Annotated in this window: 16 protein-coding genes; 3 read left to right on the top strand and 13 right to left on the bottom strand. The window is 37.7% G+C overall.

Annotation, left to right across the window (positions count from 1 at the left end):
- The 7 genes from K292_RS0114845 to K292_RS18120 form a co-directional block, all read right to left on the bottom strand.
- Positions 1-510: saccharopine dehydrogenase NADP-binding domain-containing protein (locus K292_RS0114845; RefSeq protein ID WP_037373338.1), on the bottom strand; the 510-nt coding region annotated here is incomplete at its 3' end.
- A gap of 470 nt (positions 511-980) precedes the next feature.
- Entirely contained in the window at positions 981-1,493 is a 513-nt protein-coding gene (locus K292_RS0114840; protein ID WP_027400499.1) for a nitroreductase family protein, read from the bottom strand.
- 64 nt (positions 1,494-1,557) lie between these two features.
- Complete coding sequence (locus K292_RS0114835; protein ID WP_027400498.1) at positions 1,558-2,262, bottom strand: pseudouridine synthase; 705 nt, start codon at positions 2,260-2,262, stop codon at positions 1,558-1,560.
- 168 nt (positions 2,263-2,430) lie between these two features.
- Positions 2,431-3,708, bottom strand: a complete 1,278-nt coding sequence (locus tag K292_RS19605; protein ID WP_051280841.1) for an FAD-dependent oxidoreductase — start codon at positions 3,706-3,708, stop codon at positions 2,431-2,433.
- A gap of 169 nt (positions 3,709-3,877) precedes the next feature.
- On the bottom strand, positions 3,878-4,129 hold the full coding sequence (locus K292_RS0114825; RefSeq protein WP_027400497.1) for a hypothetical protein: 252 nt from the start codon (positions 4,127-4,129) through the stop codon (positions 3,878-3,880).
- Between the two features lie 24 nt (positions 4,130-4,153).
- A complete protein-coding gene (locus tag K292_RS0114820) occupies positions 4,154-5,308 on the bottom strand; it encodes a M56 family metallopeptidase (protein WP_027400496.1) in 1,155 nt (384 codons plus the stop codon).
- The gene (locus tag K292_RS18120; RefSeq protein ID WP_051280839.1) at positions 5,305-5,712 is read right to left on the bottom strand and encodes a BlaI/MecI/CopY family transcriptional regulator; all 408 of its coding nucleotides are present in this window, start codon (positions 5,710-5,712) and stop codon (positions 5,305-5,307) included. The genes K292_RS0114820 and K292_RS18120 overlap by 4 nt, the downstream gene beginning before the upstream one ends.
- 555 nt (positions 5,713-6,267) lie before the next feature.
- Between K292_RS18120 and K292_RS0114810 the strand changes: the two genes are divergently transcribed.
- A complete protein-coding gene (locus K292_RS0114810; protein WP_027400495.1) occupies positions 6,268-7,089 on the top strand; it encodes a hypothetical protein in 822 nt (273 codons plus the stop codon).
- Between the two features lie 275 nt (positions 7,090-7,364).
- Positions 7,365-7,913: a hypothetical protein gene (locus K292_RS0114805; RefSeq protein ID WP_027400494.1), complete on the top strand. Its 549-nt coding sequence runs from the start codon at positions 7,365-7,367 to the stop codon at positions 7,911-7,913.
- A 359-nt stretch (positions 7,914-8,272) separates the two neighbouring features.
- Here the strand turns inward: K292_RS0114805 and K292_RS0114800 are convergent, their stop codons facing one another.
- Together K292_RS0114800 and K292_RS0114795 are read right to left on the bottom strand one after the other, a co-directional pair.
- The gene (locus K292_RS0114800) at positions 8,273-9,856 is read right to left on the bottom strand and encodes a recombinase family protein (protein ID WP_027400493.1); all 1,584 of its coding nucleotides are present in this window, start codon (positions 9,854-9,856) and stop codon (positions 8,273-8,275) included.
- 208 nt (positions 9,857-10,064) lie between these two features.
- Positions 10,065-10,343 (bottom strand): DUF6809 family protein, encoded by a 279-nt coding sequence (locus tag K292_RS0114795; protein WP_027400492.1) that lies wholly within the window; start codon positions 10,341-10,343, stop codon positions 10,065-10,067.
- A 111-nt stretch (positions 10,344-10,454) separates the two neighbouring features.
- Here K292_RS0114795 and K292_RS0114790 point away from each other — a divergent pair, with 111 nt between their 5' ends.
- Complete coding sequence (locus tag K292_RS0114790; RefSeq protein ID WP_027400491.1) at positions 10,455-10,664, top strand: helix-turn-helix domain-containing protein; 210 nt, start codon at positions 10,455-10,457, stop codon at positions 10,662-10,664.
- Positions 10,665-10,942: 278 nt separating this feature from the next.
- On the opposite strand, the gene K292_RS0114785 is transcribed toward K292_RS0114790, so the two are convergent.
- The 4 genes from K292_RS0114785 to K292_RS0114770 all read right to left on the bottom strand — a co-directional run bounded on the left by K292_RS0114785 (position 10,943) and on the right by K292_RS0114770 (position 22,376).
- A complete protein-coding gene (locus K292_RS0114785; RefSeq protein ID WP_027400490.1) occupies positions 10,943-16,525 on the bottom strand; it encodes a YDG domain-containing protein in 5,583 nt (1,860 codons plus the stop codon).
- Positions 16,526-16,705: 180 nt separating this feature from the next.
- Positions 16,706-21,616: an S-layer homology domain-containing protein gene (locus K292_RS0114780; RefSeq protein WP_027400489.1), complete on the bottom strand. Its 4,911-nt coding sequence runs from the start codon at positions 21,614-21,616 to the stop codon at positions 16,706-16,708.
- A complete protein-coding gene (locus K292_RS0114775) occupies positions 21,613-21,999 on the bottom strand; it encodes a response regulator (protein WP_027400488.1) in 387 nt (128 codons plus the stop codon). The genes K292_RS0114780 and K292_RS0114775 overlap by 4 nt, the downstream gene beginning before the upstream one ends.
- Positions 21,996-22,376: a response regulator gene (locus tag K292_RS0114770; protein ID WP_027400487.1), complete on the bottom strand. Its 381-nt coding sequence runs from the start codon at positions 22,374-22,376 to the stop codon at positions 21,996-21,998. The genes K292_RS0114775 and K292_RS0114770 overlap by 4 nt, the downstream gene beginning before the upstream one ends.
- Positions 22,377-22,426 lie beyond the last annotated feature (50 nt).

Below are 22,426 nucleotides of genomic sequence, written 5' to 3'. Positions count from 1 at the left end.
ATCTATTGTATCAAATAAATGTTTCTCTGCATATCTTGCAAATACGTCTGCCATTCCAGGTTCTACTCCTGAACCTACAAGTGCCATATTACCTGCTTTCTCCCAAGCTTCATTTCTATCAAATTGATAATCACCTAATTTAATATGTGCAAGTTCAAAAGGTTTTTCAGGATGTCTTGTAGGAAGTGTCATGGCACAATCAAGATATCCAACTTTTGCCTCAAGGCATGTATCAAATATATTTTCATTAAATGAAGGTTCTACTGCGTTCATTACAAATGTAATACCATGTTTTTTAATAATGTCTTTAATATTTTTTGAATCACTTGCATCTATTTTTTCGTAAACAAACCTTTCATCATCACATTCTTCGCAAACTTGTTTAGCTCTGGCTTCATTATAGTCAGAAATAACTACTTTTTCTGCCCACATACCACCTTCGCCGGCTCTTTTTATAATTTTTGCAGCTGAAGTACCAACTCCTCCTGCTCCAATAATTAATAATTTCATAATAAAACTCCTCCTAAATTTTAAGCTTCGTTATCTACTTTATAAAAACGTTTTCAACTTGTCGACAAATTCATAATAGCAAACGAATTCAGAATATTCAACTACGCATTTGCTTGTATTTTGTATTACTTTGCTGTATACTTCTAAATTTAGCAAGTGTAACCACAAACTAATAAACTATTTTGCTAAGAATTTGCTGTTTTTTTGCTGAAAATTGTAACAATTTAGCTGTTACTCCTTCTAGAGATGTATCATAAATAGAGTTTCTATTACAGCGACATAAGTAAATATAGGGTGAGAATTTTATCTTAGTACTATACGTTAACTTTTACGTTAACCATGCAATTTTTAAATTTTATAATATTCCTAAAGATATTGATATGTTATAAAAAAAGAGGCTGCTCTTTTCAAGCAACCTCGCATTTAAAGCTTGTTATAAAAAACTAACAAAAGACTTTTTCATAAACTCTTTATATGTACTGGACTCTTTCCGAAAAATCCTTTTTCTCCCTTTGTGTAACTGAATCTAATGGAATTCCAAAAGGAATAATCGTTCTTACTGTTTTACTTTCTGAAATATTAAGTATTTCTTTTAGCTTTTTGCTACAACCATCTAATCTTGTCATTCCATCCATCCATACACCTGCATAACCCAAAGCCGTAATTGCTAAAAGAATATTCTCTGTAGCTGCTCCATAATCTTCAATTTCAAATGACAGCCCATTTTCTGCCTCAATTTTTTCTGTTAATACAACAAGAATAACAGGCGCAGACTGAACCACTTTTCCAGGCATTAATTCAGCTATCTTCTGTCTTATTTCTTTATCTTTTACAACAACAAAGCTTGTTGTCTGGAAATTGTATCCCGATGGAGCATGAATACCCGCATCTAAGATTTTGCGAATATCGGACTCCGATATCTGTTGTTCGGAAAAGCCTCCTCTATAACTTCCTCTTTTTTTAATGACTTCAAAAAAATCCATTTTAAATCCCCCTCTACTGAAAATTTATTTTATCATTATAAAACTTAAAAAAGAATATCTTTAATTAACAATTTTTCAGATATTCAATTTCTTTTTGGGTTAATTTTCTGTAATGACCTTCTTTTAAATGCCCTAGTTTTAAATCCCCTATTGCAATTCTTTGTAACTCAATTACTTTGTTACCCACTGCTGAAAACATTTTACGAACTTGTCTGTTTTTACCTTCATAAATTTGTATCTCTACAATAGCTGAATGTTCAGCTTGTTTTATTACTTTTACATTAGCTTTTGAAGTTATAAAACCACCAATATCCACACCTTTTCTTAGTTTGTTTATCTTTTCATTTGATAGATATCCAGTGACTTTAGCTCTATATGTCTTATAGATATGATGTTTTGGATGAGTTAATTTATATGCCAAATCTCCATCGTTTGTCATAAGCAACATTCCCGATGTGTTGTAATCTAATCTACCAATGGAATACAGCCTTTCATCTATATCTGTTACCAAATCCATTACTATAGGTCTTCCTTTTTCATCATTAACAGAAGTAATATATCCCTTTGGTTTATTTAATAAAATATAAACAAATTTATTAGAAACTTTAACTACATTTCCATTAACTTCAACTACATCTCCTTCAACTACATCATAGCCAGGTTCTTTGGAAACAATTCCATTTATTTTTACATTACCATTAATTGTAAGTTCATCTGCTTTTCTTCTGCTTGCTATTCCTGCCTTAGCAATATATTTATTTAATCTCATGTTTCACTTCTTATGCTTATAAAATTAACTTTCAAAGCATATTTTTCCTTCCTGTTTTGTATAAAGATTTTATCATAATTTAAGATAAAATGAAAGTCGGATTATATTACAGCTATCATTGAATTATGCTGGCTGTAATATAATCCACAACTAATCTATATGTTTAAATCAAATAAGCTTTTCCCTATAAATATTGGCCAAATCATATTTTTTAATTCTCTTTTTTACTACTTCTGGATCAATGGTATATAATCCTTTATCTTTCATTCTCTCAAAATACTCAGCTCCGGCAAAGGTAAATCTTGTCATCAGACCATCTTTAGTATTAAGTTTTTCATTTGCATATGATATTAAATCTCCTATGGCGATTTGAGGCGGTAGTTCTAATGGTTTCATACCTTTTAAGTATCTCACCGCATTATATCCTGCTAAAGTTCCTGTGCTGATAGCTTCAGTATGCCCTACAAATAAACCTGATTTTTCTCCTCCGCAAAGCATATTTTCAATTCCTATTACTCGCATATTATTATCACGTTCTGCCACAGATAAGTAACGTATAGAATTACCTTTACCGCCAGCATATGGGTCTACATATCTGGCATTTTCAAAGCCGGGAACTTTTCTAAGCTTATCAAGCGGGAAAAACGGTGTCATAATCTTTGCATATCCTGTATCCAACAGGATTATATTTTCAGCATATTCATGTAAAGCATATTGCTGACAAACTTTTAAATCTAATTTTTCTTTGACTACTTCTTCTTTTTTAAGATTTATTACTGCAACGCCTTTTTCGTTTAATTCTCTTTGTATTTCTTCTGAAAGGGAAGATTTTTCTAATTTCCCAGACCCGCTGAAAGCACCAAAAGCGCCATCTTTTCTCTGCCCCATAATATCATGTTTTCCAGCCTTTTGAGTAATACTGACGCGAGGCCCAAAAGATGGACATCTCAAAATGCACATACAGCATCCGTTTCCGTATGCTAAACAATTACCCATTGGCCCTGTAGAACCTGTACATTCTACAAAAACATCTCCTTCGATTATTGTCCCATCAGCTAGTGTTATACTTCTCAAAAACTTAGCAGGGAGTGAAGTTCCAAGACTATCTACAATTCCCTTTTTATTCACTGTTTCAGTTTCAACATCAATGGCTCTTGCAATAGTTTTAACTTCTATTCCGGATTCTATAAGTAATCTTTTTACCTCTGGCTCTATTTTTATAACATCATAAAGACTGGCATGTTTATGACCCGGAAAGTCAACATTTACATGCCTTGATAATTTATCCGTAATTCCAAACAGCTCACTTGCGCCAAGTGCTATATTTTCTTCAGCAGCAGTAAATCTACCATTGTTCCTCATTATTCCGCCTACATTTCCAAGTCCTAAAAGTAAATCTGTTCTTTCTACTAATGTAACCTCTGCACCCGCTTTTTTCGCTGCCATGGCAGCTGCACAGCCGGACCATCCTCATATATGAATAACACAACAAAAGGACATACTAGCCTATGTCCTTTAATAAGTTTTTATTCTACCTTATGAAATTCTTTAACCAGTTTGCAATTTGATAAAATTAAGCAAAGCTGTTATAAGGATCTATTAGCAATTTAAGGTATTATACCCATTGCCATTTAGTAAGCCATTTACCATATGTAAGTGACCATAGGCGTTTTTGCAATTTCCCATCTACAATGCGGTATTTCCATTCCGTCAATTCAGAACAAGGTCTAACAATACTAGAATCTTCAGCATTGTTAATTATTTGTGTTGAAGCTGCATATACAAATTGTTCTTCATGGAAAATACTGTTCATGGATAAAAAGAGCACACCAACTGCTATGCAAGCAAAAATTTTCTTAGATATCATAAATTTACCTCTTTTCTAAAAATGTTAATCTTTTATTGGAAGCGATGATAAAGGCTGTCCCTTTATTTGATTTATATCACCCTTGTATTTATTTTCTACATATAAAGCGTAAGTGCCATCTTTATTGATTTTTAAATATGATGTTTGTGGTGTAATAGAAAAAGATTCTTCATAACCTGCTCTAGATGTAGAGTTATATATTGGTTGTACTACAAACATATAGGAGAACAGAAATGATAATATTAATAAAATATATATGAAAAAAGTAATAATGCTGTATTTTTTTCTTTGATGACTATTCAATACCAACAGAAATCTTTGCTCAATTTTTTTCATACTGTTTGTACTTACTAAAACAGAAGCGGTGGCTACTTTGCTATAACTAATATTATCTTTAAAGGATAGTTTATATTCAATAATTTTTTTAATGCTTTTTAAATACTTGATTCGTTCTTTCTCATTCATTCCAGCAGTAACTCTTAAGTCGCACCGGATTTCCAATATATGATTTAAATTAGCTCTTAAAATATGTACAAAAGGGTTCCACCAAAATATTGTCACAATCAAATTCATAAATAGTTTAATAAAAGCATCTTTATGTAAAAAATGAGTCCATTCATGTAATAAGATATTTTTTAATTCAGTATCAGTAAAAATAATATCAGGTAGATAAATCGTCGGGTTAAAAAAGCCTGTAACCATAGGGATTTTAATTGTATTAGACTGTATAAGTTTTACATTAAAATTTTCACCACTATCAGCAAGGATCTTATTCATAGTAGAAAGAATTTGAGGATTTTGTGTTTCTTGTATAGCTTGGGTTGACTTATTAAGCCGAATTGAATTTAAGATATAATTCTTAATACAGTAAAAACTTCCTATTATCCAAATAGAAACAATAATCTTTATAATAGAAATATCATTATTTAAAATTGAGAATATAGGAGTAGTTATACGACTTATTATACTTGGAAATATAGATTCAGAATTTATTACAACTGTAAGTGGAATCTCAAAAAAGCAAAATAAGCGAAAAAAGCATAAAGCCATTAACAGCAATAAAGGCATAATACTGAAATTAATAATAAATCCAGTATTACGCTTCATAAAAGTACTAATACAAATAAATATATTAAGCCAAAAAATTGACATGATAAAAGAAAATATTGAGGAACTCATTTATTATTACTCCTTTTTGCTTGTAAAATAGCCTCCAACCGATCTAATGTTTCGTCATCAATTTCTTCATCTTGAACAAGTGTAGATACAAAATTTACGAATGCCGAAGGTTTGGTACTAAAAGTTCTAAAATTTTCTTTGAATTGTATTATCTGATATTCTTCTTGTGTAATTGCTGCGGCAAAAGTACGCCCATAATTTTTACCAGTCTTTATAAATCCATCTACTTTAATTGCACCCTTTTTTAACAGCTGATTTAACAAAATATGAATTGAACTTGCTTTCCAAGTACGTTCTTTAGAAAATTGAATAATCTCAGATCGGGATAAAGGTCTATTTTGAATCCAAAGAAGATTCATAATTTCTTTTTCGTTTTTCGTTAATGAAAAAGATTCTGTTTTCACAAATTTATCTCCTTTCATATCTAAAATATAAAGTAATGTTTAATATCATAATATAATGTAATTATAAAATATATTTTATATTATGTCAATTAATGAAATGAAATATTATTCTATCACAAATTATTTTTGTTTTTTAATAATTAATCTTAAATTTCAATTAACAATTTAATTTTGTATCGTATCATAGAAGATTTAAATTCTATCCTTTTTTATATCTATCTTTGAAAGCACATTAAAGACGGTACTTCATGATCTAATATTAATTACTATTTTGTGTCATATTAGATATTATAAAATCTATGTGAAAAATTATATTTATGTATATTGACATAAATAATTATAAGCAATATAATACAGTTATGTTATACATAACTGTATAACATAACTTAATATAAAAATATTTTCTCTTATTTTTTAATTAATAAAAATTAAAGGAGGTGGTTTTATGTTTGCATAAAAAAATAGCATATCTTAATCTAATAATAGTTAGGAAATGCTCTAAACTTATTACTATATCAAATAGAATTAACTAAAAAAAATTTATGGAGGTTGGTTATGAAAGGAAAATTTATCAGTAAATGCATTAGCTTACTTTGTATAACAGCATTAACATTAACAACAACAGCTACAGCATTTGCAGCAACAGATGGTAATATTGCTAAAGATGACATTATTATTAAAGAAGAAGTATTTGTTATTAATCAAAACACGGATGATGCCGATATTGTAAATTATATTCAAAGTATTGAAGACAAAGAAATAAGGGATTTATTAATTGAGTACTGGACAACTCCTACATATATTGTCTCAGAAGATTCACAATCTAATAATACAATGTCAAGATCCATGGTTAATGAAGAACCTAATATGAATTCTATTATGGAAAATATAAAAGATATGGCACAAATGTCTACTGACGAATTAACTGCTATTGTAAGGGATGTTAGGATTAAGAGTGAAAAAGTAAAAGAAGATCTAAAAAATATTAAACCTTTTACATTAGATACAAAATCTATATCTCAGACAAGAGCCTCAATGCCCCGAGAAAAGTGGGGACTAAGAATAAATAATCCACAAGGAGCTCTTGCATTTGAACATTACACAACAATTAATTGGCAAGTATCGAGTGGAAAAATCACTTATATTGCGCCTACAACAACTGTAAATTATTCTTCATATTATCGATATTGGGGAAAAGATAAAAGCAATCCTAACGTGAGCTCTGATAAAACTTATGCTACTGTAAATAAGAAAGCCAGTTTTTCTGTTTCAACAGATGATCAAGGTACACCAGAATGGAGAATAACTAACTGGGGAACTTTCTACGGTAAAGGATATTGCTCTACAGATAAGAGTTATACTACTCATTATTGGTAGAAAATAATCATATTGTATGTAATAGTAATATGGTAATTAACAGCCCTTGGATTATTTATTATAGTTTAAGGGCTTAATCTTTTGGCAATATCAATACCGATATAAATCATAAAATTATCTCCTTTGTTATTAATCACTGTGTATGTTCTACAGTTTTATCGTCATAAACTTGTACGATATAAAAATTCAAAGACTAACTCTATAAGTGATTTAGATAAACTGTGGCAATACACATCTTTAAATAATCAAAGCTATTAAGAAATTTAAAGTCCACGATGTCACTATTGATTACAACAAAATTGAAAGGAAAGGAGAGTATTGATGTATTTTATAATAAATACACCATACAAGAAAAAATGAAAAAATCACTGGTTGCATTATTATTATTATGCATTGTTGCATTGGGAGGTCTTTTTACTCTGAAATATTTTACTGAGACAGAAGCTCCTAAAGATACAGAATCACTAAAAGCATCTAACAACATGGAAAGGGAAAAAAAGGATTCAGTAAAAGAAACTGACTCAAAAGGTGTAAAAGATGAGTCAATGGTTACGGATTACATTTTAAGCATTAAGAACGAAAAGAAAAAAGCATTACTATTAGAATATTGGACGACTCCTACAGATATGATTTCTGTATCATGCAGCGGAGAGGAAGAGATTGCTAAGGTAGATGCAGAAATTGAAGCTAGCAATAACGTGGATTGGGATGAAATGTTGAATAATATAAAAGAATTGGAAAAGTTATCAGTCGAAGAACTTGAAAAAGTTGTTGAAGCATCTAGAGAGAAAGCGAAAGACATAACAACTGAAGTCAAAGAATAACGGTGTATCTTATCAACTTATGTTTTCAAAGGGGTTTATTAATAAAATAAATAACTGATAAGATTAATCCAAGAGAATATTTACCTAGTTTACACAAAATTTCTTACAGACTCGAGGGTATTTATCTAACTTACAGACTGGGGTGTACGGATATTTTCTCGGACTCGGGAACTACTAGTCCAAGGCTTTGTCTGTACTCAAATAGTACTATATTCTAAGGTATTATTTAAGTATATTTCAAAAAATCACGCTAATATGTTGACCGTTGTCTTTCAGGAATAACGGTCAACATATGTAAATAGAAATCTTTTAATTTGGACCAATAAGCCATTTAACTTGATTGTTTACTTATTGTTGATTTAAAAATTCCAATGTATTTCAATTTTTTTATTGTTCTTTCCTTTAAGATTTTCAATAACAATATAATCGATGACTTCAACTATTACTTCTCTAGTAAATTCTTTAAAATTTAAAAAAGAATTTATAAATTTTATCTTTTCTTTATCTTCATTCAATTCAACTTGTATCTTTTCTTTAGATTTCCTCATTTTTATTAGTTTTATTTCTTGTACATTAACAGATTTTATTAACTCTTCTCTTTCATCAATAAAAATTTTATTTAAAATAATAAATTGTTTTTCAGAGATAATTTTATTACATTTATCTTTATATAGATTTGTAATTAAATTATCTTTATTTTTAATTTCTTTTTTTAAAGTTTTTATGCTTTGTTCTAATTCTTTTCCTTCATTTTCACTTGCTCTTTCCACTTTAATTATCTTAAAAATTTCTTCTATTTTGACATATTTTTTTATATTACTTTTAAGCTCTTCTTTTATACAATTTTCTAACATCTTTTCTGAGATACCATTACCATTACATATATTTTTATTGCTTTGGGCTAGCCCACATCTATAATAATTCCTATTTCTTACACTGTATTTTACAAGATTAGAATTACATGATGAACATTTTAACTTACCTGCAAATTTTGAAATATTCCCATTTCTATCGGGTCTTAATTTTTTGCTTGCCAGTTCTGAAACTTTATAAAAAGTTTCTTTGTCGATAATTGGTTCATGTGTATTTTCAACAATAATCCAATCTTCTTTTTTTATTCTTTTTACAATATTTTTTTTATAGCTTAATTTTACCGATTTATTTTGTACCATATCTCCAATATACATACGATTATTTAAAATCATATGTATTGAACTATCTTTCCATATTTGTCTGCCTGCTGTTCTATTACTGTCAACTTTGTAAGCTAATCCCAATATTTCTTGCTTATACTTTACAGGACAAGGAATCATATCATTATTTAAAATCAAAGCAATTTTCCTCAAACTATAGCCTTTTATATATAGATTAAAAATTCTTGTTATAATTGGAGCAGTATCTTTATCTATTATCAAATGATTTTTGTCATTTGGATCCTTTAAATAACCATATGGTGGAAAAGCTCCTATAAATTTGCCTTGTTTTTTCTTTGATAATAAAACAGCTTTTACATTATCAGATAAGTCTTCAAGATACCATTCATTAATAAGACCGTTTATTTGTCTTGATTTTTTATTACCTTTTATTTCTGTATCAGCGTTATCTATAACACTTATAAAACGAATTCCCCATTCAACAAATTGAGTATGGACATACTTTTCTAACTGTTCTAAATCTCTGGTGAATCTTGATTGTGTTTTACATAAAACAATATCGAATTTTCTATCTTCAGCATCTTTAATCAACTTATTATATTCCGGTCTTTTTGCATCAGCTCCCGAAAAATCATCATCACAATAAATTTTATAAATATCCCAATTTTTCTCCATAGCATATATCGTTAACATATTTTTCTGATTTTGTATACTTTCACTGTAATCTTCAGGTGATTTTTTATATTCATCTTCATCAGATAGTCTGCAATATATCGCTACCTTGGACATGCCTCTTCCTTTCCGGGCTTTCAGCCAAAATTTGAATCGATTGTCTTTTTCTTTATCTTTCAACATACGCAGATAATCTGGTTTTTATGAAGTATTGATATAAAAAGGTTAAAATAAAGTTTTTACAGTAAAATCAGAGTATGTAAATTGATACGTAACTATTTATCAATACTCTGATTTTTCATTTTGCAATTATAGGGTATAATTTTTAATCTACATTACGCGCTAACTCCTCCTCAATCACCATAATTGTACCAAGTTTAAATCCGTATACAAACGATTCTTCAGCATACATAAGGTCAATTTGAGAATGTAAATCTAACAAACTCTGAAGCTCTATAAAATCATCTTTTGAAAGTTTACTTTTCCACAGGTTCATAATATCAGATATTTTTTTGTTTAATGTATGATATTCTGGATTTTTTGAAACAATCAATTCATCAAGGCAAAGATCATCTTTATAGAAGTCTTGTAAAATAGATTTCATAATTTATTCTCCTTCCATATTTGTTTATTATTTAAGATCATTTTAGCGATATTATCGCTAAAAGTCAATAGCGATAATATCGCTAAATATAATAATACTGAGGTGATTTTAATGTACGAAAGAATAAGAAATTTACGTGAAGATAAGGATATGACACAAACACAAATTGCTGCGATTCTCAATTGCAGCCAAAGGATTTACAGTAATTATGAACGTGGTGAAGTGGATATTCCTACTGAAATTTTAATTAAATTGGCTGATTTTCATGATACAAGCACCGATTATCTTTTAAATAGAACAAATAGGAAAAACCCTATCTAGAAAAATAATAAATTTAACAATTTAGAGGACAGTTTCAGCTATTTCAAGTGGGAAATATGACTTTAATATTTTTTCAAATTCACTTATGGCAAAACGTATCCGTGCCAATTATCTGAAAGAACGCACAGGCCAAAACCTGTGCGTTCTTTTGTTATACCCTTATTTCCTTTGTTTTATGCTACTTACAACTACCTTATAGTTCTCGATTTTAGCGTATCTGGCAGAGAAGAATAGTCAGACTCAAGGGCATGATAGCCGTTAAAGTAACCCTTCCCCGTTTACTCCTTTGTATTTTGGATAAGGCGCATTAGGATTGCTGCAACCTGCGCACGGGTAGCATCGCCGTGAGGCATCAGTTTATTATTGCTTCCTTTTATCAGCCCGGCATTAATCGCCCAGTTCATCGGGGTCTGCGCATAACCAGAAACACTGTCATAGTCTACAAATTCCCGAATAGCCATGCCACCCTGTGTGGTGTCATACTTTTTATAAGTAGCGTAGCGATAGAGAATTGCCGCCAGCTGTTCGCGGTTGATGAAGTTTATCGGATTGGATCCGTCAGAAATACCATTTTCTATTGCCCAATTACGAGCTTCGTCCATATCGGCTGGCATCCTGCCGTCCATTCGCGCAAGCACTATCCAGATCATCTGACGTGTCATGGCCGTGTTAGGGCTGAAAGTGGTAGCGCAAGTACCTGAGAATAGGCCGTTGTTGTAGGCGTAAGCCACGCTGCCATAGCACCATGTATTTTGGTCTACGTCCGCAAACGGGAAGCTTACAATCAAATACTGAGACAAGTGGTCAGTTGTAAATTCTACCTTTCCGTTGCTGTACGTGCCACTCTTCGGCTCAATCGTACCATCAGCCTTTATAAACCAGACAGTGATGCTGTCTGCGTTCTCACCGGGCTTGAGCGTGTACGGAACGGAAACGTGAAGGTTGCCGTTATGAAACGTGCTGGTGTTGGTTCCGTTTATATAGACGTTTACATCAACTACAACCGCCGTATTTGCCTGCGTGCCAAGTACTGCTTTCTGCGTATTGCTAAGCTTTGCATTATCCACAGTCTCAATGGAAATCTTTGCGTCGCCCTTGTCTTTGATAGCGTTAAGCGCAGTTTTGTCAAGGGTTACAGTACCGTTTGAAAGTACTGCTTCAAGACCTGCGGAGGCGGAAGCGTTATCCACTGCCGAAATAACCTTAGACGGAATAACTATGGCATTGACCTTGAGACCGGATACATCAATTTTGATTGTGCCGGTGTTCTTAGCTGCGGAAGCGATCATTGAAAGCTGCGTGTCCGTGACAGAAATTGTTGCCGTGCCATTAGAGACAGTAGCAGACAAACTAATCTTTACGGAATCACTTGAAACCAGAACAGTGGCAGCACTGTCAGAAGATCCACCTGACGAACCCGATGAACCTCCGGAAGACGAGTTGCTTACAGTCAACACTCCGTTATGGTATATAATTTTTTCATTGTAGTTGTCACCTTCCGGTACCGATGCGTCGCTGACAGCTATTGTGTAAGTATTGCTTTTCCCCATATCTGAATCACAGGTAAGGTTTGGAAGCTTTTTTAATTCTTCATTTGGAGCAAGACCAAACACAGTATAAGTTAAAGTTGGTTTTTCCTCGTTTACATATGCAGTTTTGTTATCAGCAGTGATGGTGATAGTAGCCTTGCTGATGGTAAAGTTCACTACTCCACTACCAATGTAATCAGGGTCGTTGTCCTCCACCGAAATAATCAACTTATAGTCACCTGCATTCTTTGGAGGGTCAGATAGAATTTGCCCACTGGCTGTTTGCCAGGTGTAGTTATAACCAGAAGGAGTTATTTCTGAATTATCTACCCTAGAAGTAGAAACAGGTGTACCAGAATAACTGATTTCACCACCGTCATAAGATTTATCTGTTACAGTTACACCTGAAACAGTTACAGGGACTTTGTCAGTATAATCTACATTCACAGTGATAGTACTGTCCTCATAGTTATCCATACCCGTAACATCGATGATTACAGTATCGGAAGTATAATTCTGCATTTTGTTTGTTACAAGAATGAGCGTATTCCCGTCCATGGCTGCACTGCTCAGGGAATTATAGTTGCTACTGGTAACCGTAAATACGGGCGTGCCGCCAGGAGCCAGCGGATAACCACTGATATGAGTCAGTTCAAGACGTAGGGTGTAGTTATCTTGATTCTTTGCCATTATTGCAGGGCTGTTCAAGGTAAACGCGTCAGCTTTCAAGATTTCTACTGTTGTAGAGATTTCTTCAACCGGCTGATTTAGAGTATAGTTGCCTGCCATTTTACCTGCCAGTGTCATGTTGCCAAGGTTAATTGCATTGTAAGTGCCTGCGTCGGAGCCATTAAGGGTTCCTGTCAGCCCATTGGTGTCTACATAAACCTCATCAGAATTTATAATGCCATTTAGTTTGGCATTTGTGATATTCACCGTATTTTTGCCATCATACTTTTTATTCGAACCAGTGACCTTGGAGAGAGTTAGTTCTTTCGGTATGATGGTCGGTTTCAGCTTACGCGTTAATTTACCGTAGCTGTCAGAATTCTCAGAAGGTATAAACACGACAGTGTATTCTGTTGTATCATTTACAGTTGGATAAATACTGTCTGCGTTTTTGATCTTATCATCCAATACCCAGCTTCCTGCTATGGCAGATGTCCCAGAATCAATAGTAAGGTTGCTTAAGGGAGTCCCATAAACTGCACTGTCAAAACTTGGCTCACCAGCAGTAGGCAGTGTTTTTTCAGTGGTAAAGCTTAAAGCCTGTGTAGTCACATTGCCTGCCTTATCCTTGACCGTTGCGGTAAAGTCGTATTGTGTATTAGGAAGCAGATTTGAAATGTTAAATACACCGTTGTCACCACCAGTGATAGTAGGTTCACTGCCGCCGCTAGTTTTAGACAGTTCATAGCTGGCTATGTCAGAACCATCGTCATTGGCATTTACGGTGACGGTTGCTGCATTGTCAGTTATATTTGAATTGTTGATTGCTGATATTGTAGGTGCCGTCGAATCCCGCTTAATCTCAATAGTCTTAAATGCGGTGACACTGCCGTCCGCAGTCTTTTTGAGATAATAGGTGTAGCTGCCATTCATATCCTCAGCGACAACAAGGGAGTCTTTCCAATTTGCATTTTTGCCTATTTCTTTTGAAATCTGAAATCCATTTGGGGCATTGACAGTTACGTCGCCGATGTACCAGTTGTTACTGCCCTTGTTGGTGTCTGCTAAAGAGGCTGCTTCCGTTGTTTCCAATTGTTGAATTGTGAAGTTGGCGGAGGTCGTAGTAAAGAATACAAGCTTGCCATTCTCAGGGTATCTCTGGTCTTTGTTACGTATGGTTACGGTGGCAGTGCCTGGCTCAATATTGTTACTGTATTCTATATCGCAGTATTCCTTGAGAGCAGACATATAGTAACGTTTATCGGCAGTCATAATGTAAGGCTCAATAGCCTCTCCTTTGTAGGTGGCAGTATAGGTTTCTAAAGGATTCGTATCTGACTCCAGATAAAACCGAAGTTCAGGACTGTATGTCTCAGTGTAAACCAAGCTTTTAACAAAAGTAAAGCCAAATTCACTGAAAATATAATTTTTTGAATTTTCTCCAGTTAATTCAAGGTTATCAAGAAAGCGAAATTCTACAGAAACAGTTCCAACATTGTCATTTCCCCGATTAAATTCCTTTGTATTTATAGTAGACTTTAAAGCAACACCTACTTTACCCTTGTCTCGTTCCAGAATCTCTTCTTCTGATAAAGTAAGATTTTCTGCAATTAATTCAACCTTTGTATTACCTGCCTCGTATGCTCTTGGAAGAATTTTAAATCCATTAACTGTGCCTAACTTTTTAGGCTGAATAGTACCTATATTTCCAGATGATCCATCCTTAATATAATAATTTTTAAGGATGGGGTTTTCCCCTTCCACATAATAAAACTCACAGTTATTAATAACTACATTAATTCCTGTCCCAGCATCAGGGCTAGAAAAGATACCGTAAAGGAAGGAATCCTTTTTTCTTACATCAGATAGTTTATTTATTTTTTCAAATGTGGCAGCATCTTTACTTAGATAGCCTTCGAATTTACACGTAGTAGTAGAAGTATTATGGATTTTCATGCTGTTCGTTCCATCATATTGCTTTACCAATTCACCTCCAAGTTTCATTGTAAGGGCGCGCTTATCAATTGCGCAATTATTCAGAGACAGTTCCGCTTCTCCATAGTAGGAAGAGCTACTGAAAGTAACCTTATAGCGTTCTGTTAACCCAGTTCCAGCTAAATCTGCCATGCCGGAGGCATCAATATGCTTAGTACCCTGCAATAAACTCCATGAGAAAACCCCTTCCTCATTTACGGGCTGACCGCCATATGTTACTTTAAGCAATTCACACAGGTTGTCTCCATAGGTTAATTTCTGAGAATTGCCAAGGGTGTTGCTATCGTTATTAAAAGTTATGGCTACAGATTGTTTTTCTGTTGTATCTGTATTAAATTTTAGTGGTGACAAGGCGCTAGTGTTAATGTGTATCTCTCCATATGTCTCTTTAGGTATCCTAAGTGTATAGGAGTTATCTTTTTTTGCAGCGGTGCTGCCATTAAATGTTATGGAAGAGATATTCTCACCATTGATAGTAAGGAAGATGTCTTTCGTTGCGGAATATAAAGGTACCGACAGTTGGCCATTTACTGTCAGAGTATTTTCTGAGGTATTCCAAGTACCATCATTCGTAGCATTACCTAAGTATAAACCCTGACTGGCTAGACCCGCCAAGGCAGAAGAAATACCAGAGGCACTACCGGATTGACTGACATTTTGTAAATTTGCTCCACTGCCTTGGTATCTTAGATTTGTTTTCGTTGCAGTGTAGCTGTTTGAACCGCTAGAGAACAAATAAGGAGAGTTTCCGGCAAGAGTTAGAAGCTCTAAAGTAGGGCGTTTTTCGTCATAGTAATATATCTTCTTATTATAGCTTCCAGTATGGAGAGTACTAGTATCATTGATGGTTTCTCGTACTATATAATCATTATTGTCTGCAACATCTAAGGTGTCTGGAACTTCCTCATAAAGATTAAGGTCGCTTATTGAAAATTTTGCATTGTAGTCGTTTAATGCAAAGCGTGATGCAGCAGAATCATCACCTCCGTCCCAATTATTACGGGCAGGGTCATAGACTAGATAAACGTATACCTTTTTTTCAGGGGAAGGCTTGATTACAGCCCCGAAGGTAGCTTCGCCCCCGCCTGTTTTTTCCTGCACATAAGTTTCGCTATTTGGGAGAAGCTTGCTATCTCCAACGATTTCAGGTTGCTTACTTCCTCCAACGGCATATTCCTCGCGAGACAACTGTGGATCGTAAGAGTGTTGGGCACTGTTGTCTACATAGGGGACCTGAGAGTTAAAGATAAACAGTCTGAAAACACCGTCGTGGTAGTACGTACCATTATTATTAGGCAGATTGACCTTGAAAGTTAGCATTCGGCTAGTTTCACTTGGTTTAAGAACGATACGAAAGAAGGTAGCACAGGAAGAATCACTTTGGGGTGGATTATTAAAAGTGAAGTCCTTTGATGAATTACCAGAAGCAATTTGTGCATGCCTTGAATCTGAATTAGTAATTTTAGTGCCATCAATGGCAAAATATCCACTATCATCATCATCGATGGAACCACCAACGCGGTTCTCCAGCAGTGTCTGATTGCTGATAGCGTTAAGTAGAGCATCATAAGATGTTTTACCCCACGCCGATGCTGTTATGGTCATTCCTGGCACTAGGCTTAGCACCAGGGTTAATGTTAATAACCAGCTTAATAGCCTTTTTTTCATAAAAAATTCCTCCTATGGTTTTCTATTCTCTCAGAACCTTCACCCTTGATTTGTAAGGCTTTGAAGATTCTTTTTTATTAAAATCTCCCCCCTTTTCTTTGGTTTTGAATAATAATTATTTTTCAAAGCATGTTATTTTGACTTTGTAATAATCACTTAAGATTCCGAGAGAGCATTTTCTTATTTCCCCATATACCGATATAGGAATGTCACGATCTGCGCACGGGTGCAACCGCCATCGGGGCTAAACGTCGTAGCAGACGTTCCCTTCGTGATGCCCTTTTCCACTGCCCACAGGACTGCGTTATCGTAATAGGCATTCTTGGACACATCTGAAAACGGATTTGCCGATGCGGACGTGGTTTCTTCCGTCGCGCGCCACAGGAAGGTCATGCTCTGGCTACGTGTCACGGTATCGCTTGGGCTGAAGGTTGTTGGAGAAGTGCCCTTCACGATGCCCTTTTCAATGGCCCAAAGAACAGCCTTGTAATAGTAGGCGTCTGCGGAAACATCGGTAAACGGACAATTTGCGGAGGCCGGCTCTGGAGAACCCTTCGCGCGCCACAGGAATGTGACCGCCTGTGCGCGGGTGCAAATCATATCCGGACTAAATTGGCTACTTGTCGTGCCGCTTGTAATGCCTTTTTCTGACGCCCACATCACCGCGTCATGATAATACGCGCTATCCGTGACATCAGTAAAGGGACTTGCGCCTTCCGCGTTTTTTCCCGTCCACTTAGCGTAGATGGTCGTGCTTTTGGTTAGCGTAACGCTAGTGATTTTTGAGGTCAACGCCGCGTCGGAATACCAGCCTGCGAAATCATAGCCGTCACGGGTTGGCTTATAACTGCTCAGGTTAATGACCGTGCCGTAAGCCTTGGATGCGCTGGAAATTTTAGAGCCTTCGCTGGTTTCAAAGGTCAGGGTATAGCTGACGCTGCCACCTCCCGAATTGTGGTTGCCCGAATTATTGTTGCCTCCATTATTATTGTCGTTCCCACCGGAGCTTGCTTTTTTTAGCGTCAGTGCACCCAGCGCACCGGTAAGCGTCGCCGGATTGCTTCCTTCATTTGTTGCCGAAAGAGTGTTTGCATTGTTTGCTATGCTAAAGTAGTGATATCCGCATCCAACGGTATTTCCGACCGCATCGGTTATCTTTGTTCCGCTAGGAAGCATCGACGACGGAACCTTCAATGTCTGGCTTTGTTGTTTTGTCTTGCTGGTATCCACCACGCAGATGGCGGCAATGGCGGCATTTGCGGTAAAGGTACTGCTTTCATCTATAGTAAAGCTGCCATCTTTCACATACACGCCGTAATCGCAGCCGACTGTCAGCGTCGAACCGCCGGAGACGGACACCTTACCGCTTGCAGCGTTGAATTTTTCCACCTTTAAACCAACAGCATTAGAACCAGCGGCCTTCGCAGTCAAGGATGCCCCGTTTTCAACATTTACTTCGCCGCATAAAGCCGCATAGCTACTGTCAGAAGAAATATTCAGCTTTGTTCCAGAACCGATGACGTTCAACATACCATCGTAAACGCCCAAAGACAAGCTTCCGTTTACCGCGACCTGTGCACCGTCTTTCACGGTAACCGTATCGCCGTTAGCCCCTAGGCTGATGATGCCGTTAATGACAAGGGGCGCTGTGCCTTCAAAGGTTAGGTGCATAGCAGTACCGCCAGCGCCATTGATACCTCCGCTGATGGTACTGCCTGACGTGGTTTTGATGATTGTGTTATCTGGCAAGGTTAAACTACCACTCACAAAGACGTCACCAAGGGTCAGCGTATTGTTTGTTTCGTCCCAATGATAGCCGTCAGCCGTCAAATTGCCGCTGTCGCCGCTAGTGGTCAGGTCGAGATTGCTGCTGATTTCTTTCACCTTAACACCTTCGTTAGTGTAGGTATCCCATATAGGAGGATTAAGAGGACTTGGTTCATTTGTCAATACCTTTACAACACCGATTCCAGTCAGCTTCAGTGCTTTGATGTCATCGTCCTTTGTGCCGAGCTTCATTTGCCATATACCGTTATTCTCCAGCACGCCGCTGTTTTCTACTTGAACAATGCCTAAAACCATTGCCGTTGCACCTCTGTTTATGGTCACCTTTGAGCCACTGCCACTGATGGTCAGGTCGCCTGTAATGTAAGCAGCACTCTCATTGATGGTAAGGGTGCTGCCATCACTGACGGTAAGACTATAACCCTCAAGTTGAACTGCATCTCCCGTATTTCCACCACTAGCGGACACCTTTGCGCCGTTTTTGAGAACCATGTTCCCCTCCAATAAGATGCCGTAAATCATACCATCCATGGTAACGCTGCCACCGTCTATGGTCAATGCACTCATCTGTGTGCACTGCCAAGCGGAAACATTGAGAGAATCGCCGCTGCCGCCCTGAATGATAACGGGCTGCAATACATTAGTTGATGAACTAGCACTGATGCCTACGCCGGTGTTAGTGTTGGTGTTTGTAAGGCTGTTCGCCCCTTCCAGCTTGATAACGGTTTCTTCAACCAATTTAAGAGGCATTGTGCTTCCTGAGGTAATGCTGGCGTTATGCAGAGTCAGTGTCGCAGGTGTCGTTGTCGTTGCAGGGGTGAACAGCGCATAGCCGTTCCCCGCCTTATAATAGGTGATTACACTAGGAGGCGTGGATAAATTCAGCCCAGCAGAGGCATCAACACCAGTGCTTTCTATATTCAAAATATTTGGATTGATTGCGCTTGTACCACTAATGAAAACTGCGCCGATTATCATGCCTGCATCACCAATGGTAACCGTGCCATCGGGGTTTGTTGCGCTGATTGCCTTCGCACTGCTATTTCCGCAAATCAGCACATTATCCGCCTTGATGATCACATTCGGGGAGTTGATTGCCGCCCAGCTGTCGTAATTACTAGTGGCGGTAACGCTCACGCTTTTGCAGTTATTTGTGCCATCCTTGGTGATGCTCACGCTGTTTGCGTTAATACCATCTTGGCTAGTACCTGCAATGGACACCTCATCCGCCTGAATGGTCAGTATACCCATTTGAAATCCGAAGGCAGAGGTGGAGGATAGCTTTCCCCCAGCGGTAATACTAACAGGTGAACCAGTTGCCTGAATTGCAGCGGAATATTGTTCCGTGCCGTTCAGCGTAATATCCTTGGCCGCTTCCAATGCTACACCACGGATGGCTTGAACGCATTCATAATTATCACCGCAGTTCATTTGGATACTGCCATTTGTCGTTTTGACTGATATCACGTCAGAAGTATCAGTATTTGCACCACTATAGATACCGCCGCCGTTGATTGCGTTAATTATCACATCGTTTAACGCAGTCACGGTGATGATACCAAAAGTGCTATTTAGAGCGTAACAGCCACTTTTATCATGGGTAATGTCAATTTTGCCATTTGGTGCATTTAGTGTAATAGCTCCAGCCGCTTTTATCTTTTCTTGTTTGTTTGTCTTTTCTGTATCATCAATGACAATGTCCCCGTCCGTGGCAGTAAGAGACACCATACCATTGCCAGAACTGAAATAATAGCCCGACTTCGATGTAATGCTCTTTGCAGAAACCGTGATATCACCGCTAGTGGAAATCGGTTGAGAGGCAGTATCAAAGGTCAGGTCACCTGTGATATTGATGGTGACCTCGTCTGTGCCGTTAACATTAACACCATAATATAAGCCAGCAAGGATCAAATTGCCGCCGCCTGTGACGGACAATTCCTGCGTATTGGTCGCGATAACATTCTTGCTGCCCCCCGCCCTCAACAAATTGTCGCCAGTGACAGTAATGTCAACGGGCTCTGTGGATGGCAAGCTTAATGCAGTAGCGTCCGTTGTTTCGATGGTTGCATCTAAGAACTCCAGTTTTGCGTTTGCAGGGGAATCTCCTGTAACAGCTGGGGTGAACAGGGCATAACCGTCTCCCGCTTTGTAAAGGGTAGCTGCTGCAGGCGCGTTATAGGTCGAGTCGTTATTACCGTTGTCATCTTTTCCAGAAATATTCAGACCGCTTTCTCTAATGTCGCCGCCGTAGGAGGCGCTGATTGTTGTGCCGTCCTTGGTAATTGTTGTCCCCGTGCTGGTTGTGCGGATAACCAATCCACCGGCTGTGAGGGTGGCGATGCCACCGATATCAAGCATGAATGCGGAGTTAATGGTGATGTCCTTGTCCGCCGTGATTGTTGCGGTGCCCGAAATGGTTGGAGCATCACTTCTGCCCCCGCTAATAATGACATTTTCAGCATCTGTAACTGTCAGATTGCCGCCCACAGCCATACCATCTGTGCTTTCAAGTGTTATGTTCTTCCCTGCCGATGCATTCAGCGCACAGCCCACTGCCATGCCAGAGTCGTCGTTGGCCACGGTAATGCTGCCACTTGCAGAAAGAGTCACAATGCCGCTTGTTCCTTGTTCGCCGCTGTCCGCAATGAGGAGCGGCGAAACGGAGGTACTGCCGATCAGGCTCAGATCACCACCGGTGGCGGTGACAGAAACGCTCTCGCCTCCCGCGCTGATCAACTGACTATTATCGGAATCTAAATTGGTGAGGCTGACGATGCCGCCCTTCAGTGTGACGTCGTTTCCACTATAAATTGTTGCACTGTCGCTGTTACCACTGATTATCAGTGCTCCTGTCGTCTCCAGCATCATATCAGTGCAATTGGTAATGGCACTGTTGTTACCAGAAATAAAATTGAGTGCTCCTGTATAGTTGCTAGTGATTAGGCTGCTGTTGGAATTGCCGTTCACTGCCGGAGTCATGCTGCTTGTCATGGACAGGTTGCCGCTGCCGGTAAGGGTCAGGGTGCAGGCTGTGATTGAGAGAGCTGGAATAGTACTGATATACGTTACGTCCCCTGTCACGGTTAGAACGGCGTTTCCCTCTTCTTGGGTGTAATATAGGTAGCCGCCGCTTGCCGGTGCGCTGTCCAATTCAGTCACAGCATCGCTGGAAACGATGTAATACTTACCGTTTGTGAGTGTAGTGCTTCCGATTCTGACGTTCGCATCCGCTGCCAACGCTGTCGTTGGCAGCAGGGTGAATACCATGCACAGGCACAGCGCCATGCTTAAAATTCGTTTTTTCATTTCGTTCCTCCTTCAGAACCTCTCATGTTAATTGTTTTCAAAATACCTTGTATTGTTTGCTCCGTATTCGGTGGGCCAGTGCCGCAAAAGCCAATTCCAAGCCGCTTTGCCTCCGGCTCAAATTCCTGACGGTCGCACAGCCAAAGAATGGGCAGCTCGCAGTTCTGCGTTCGCAGATAGTCGCAGGCGGCAAGCCCCTTTGCTCCGGGATAGCCCACGACGGCAAGCTCCACAAGCGAACCGTCCCGCAAAAAATATCCCAACTTTACATCTCCCCGTCGCTCCGGTTCGTCTCCAAATGGCAGAATCTTGTATCCTCCATGACGCTCCAGCGCATGGGCAATTTCGTCCTGCACACCGCACAGCGCAATCGATTTTGTCATTTTACTGTTTCCTCCTCTTCTTTTTCCGAAAGCTTGAGACAGCCTGCTACCGCTTCCCGCAGCTCCGCATCGGATACCTGTCTGTTTAAAAATCTGGTCACACGATACTGATATCCAAACAGGCTGTAATCCTCATCGGAAATCCACAGAAGAGGAACACCCGGTGCATTCTCCTGAAGCTGTCGTACCGCTTCCAGTCCCGCCACACCGTTTAGCACAACAATGAGCAGTGAAAACGGCTTTAATTCCAATATTTTTAGAAGTGCCTTGATGCTATTGCACTCCGTAATTTCAACCTTTTTCGGGAAAGCCGCCGTTACCAGACGGTTTTCCCAGACGTCCTCTTCCAAGAACGCTGCGCACAATGCGACATTCACGTGACCTCCTCCTTCCTTGTACCGCCTAAACGCGAATATTTTTTTGACTG

It is taken from the genome of Anaerovorax odorimutans DSM 5092 (genome assembly GCF_000426305.1).
Taxonomy (GTDB): domain Bacteria; phylum Bacillota; class Clostridia; order Peptostreptococcales; family Anaerovoracaceae; genus Anaerovorax; species Anaerovorax odorimutans.
This window is presented reverse-complemented; position numbering and strand designations above follow the sequence as displayed.

Bases quoted from the DNA above. Each gene is read 5' to 3' on its own strand.
- K292_RS0114840 (WP_027400499.1), bottom strand. From the start codon at position 1,493: ATGGATTTTTTTGAAGTCATTAAAAAAAGAGGAAGTTATAGAGGAGGC.
- K292_RS0114835 (WP_027400498.1), bottom strand. From the start codon at position 2,262: ATGAGATTAAATAAATATATTGCTAAGGCAGGAATAGCAAGCAGAAGA.
- K292_RS19605 (WP_051280841.1), bottom strand. From the start codon at position 3,708: ATGGCAGCGAAAAAAGCGGGTGCAGAGGTTACATTAGTAGAAAGAACA.
- K292_RS0114825 (WP_027400497.1), bottom strand. From the start codon at position 4,129: ATGATATCTAAGAAAATTTTTGCTTGCATAGCAGTTGGTGTGCTCTTT.
- K292_RS0114820 (WP_027400496.1), bottom strand. From the start codon at position 5,308: ATGAGTTCCTCAATATTTTCTTTTATCATGTCAATTTTTTGGCTTAAT.
- K292_RS0114810 (WP_027400495.1), top strand. From the start codon at position 6,268: ATGAAAGGAAAATTTATCAGTAAATGCATTAGCTTACTTTGTATAACA.
- K292_RS0114805 (WP_027400494.1), top strand. From the start codon at position 7,365: ATGTCACTATTGATTACAACAAAATTGAAAGGAAAGGAGAGTATTGAT.
- K292_RS0114800 (WP_027400493.1), bottom strand. From the start codon at position 9,856: ATGTCCAAGGTAGCGATATATTGCAGACTATCTGATGAAGATGAATAT.
- K292_RS0114795 (WP_027400492.1), bottom strand. From the start codon at position 10,343: ATGAAATCTATTTTACAAGACTTCTATAAAGATGATCTTTGCCTTGAT.
- K292_RS0114790 (WP_027400491.1), top strand. From the start codon at position 10,455: ATGTACGAAAGAATAAGAAATTTACGTGAAGATAAGGATATGACACAA.
- K292_RS0114785 (WP_027400490.1), bottom strand. From the start codon at position 16,525: ATGAAAAAAAGGCTATTAAGCTGGTTATTAACATTAACCCTGGTGCTA.
- K292_RS0114780 (WP_027400489.1), bottom strand. From the start codon at position 21,616: ATGAAAAAACGAATTTTAAGCATGGCGCTGTGCCTGTGCATGGTATTC.
- K292_RS0114775 (WP_027400488.1), bottom strand. From the start codon at position 21,999: ATGACAAAATCGATTGCGCTGTGCGGTGTGCAGGACGAAATTGCCCAT.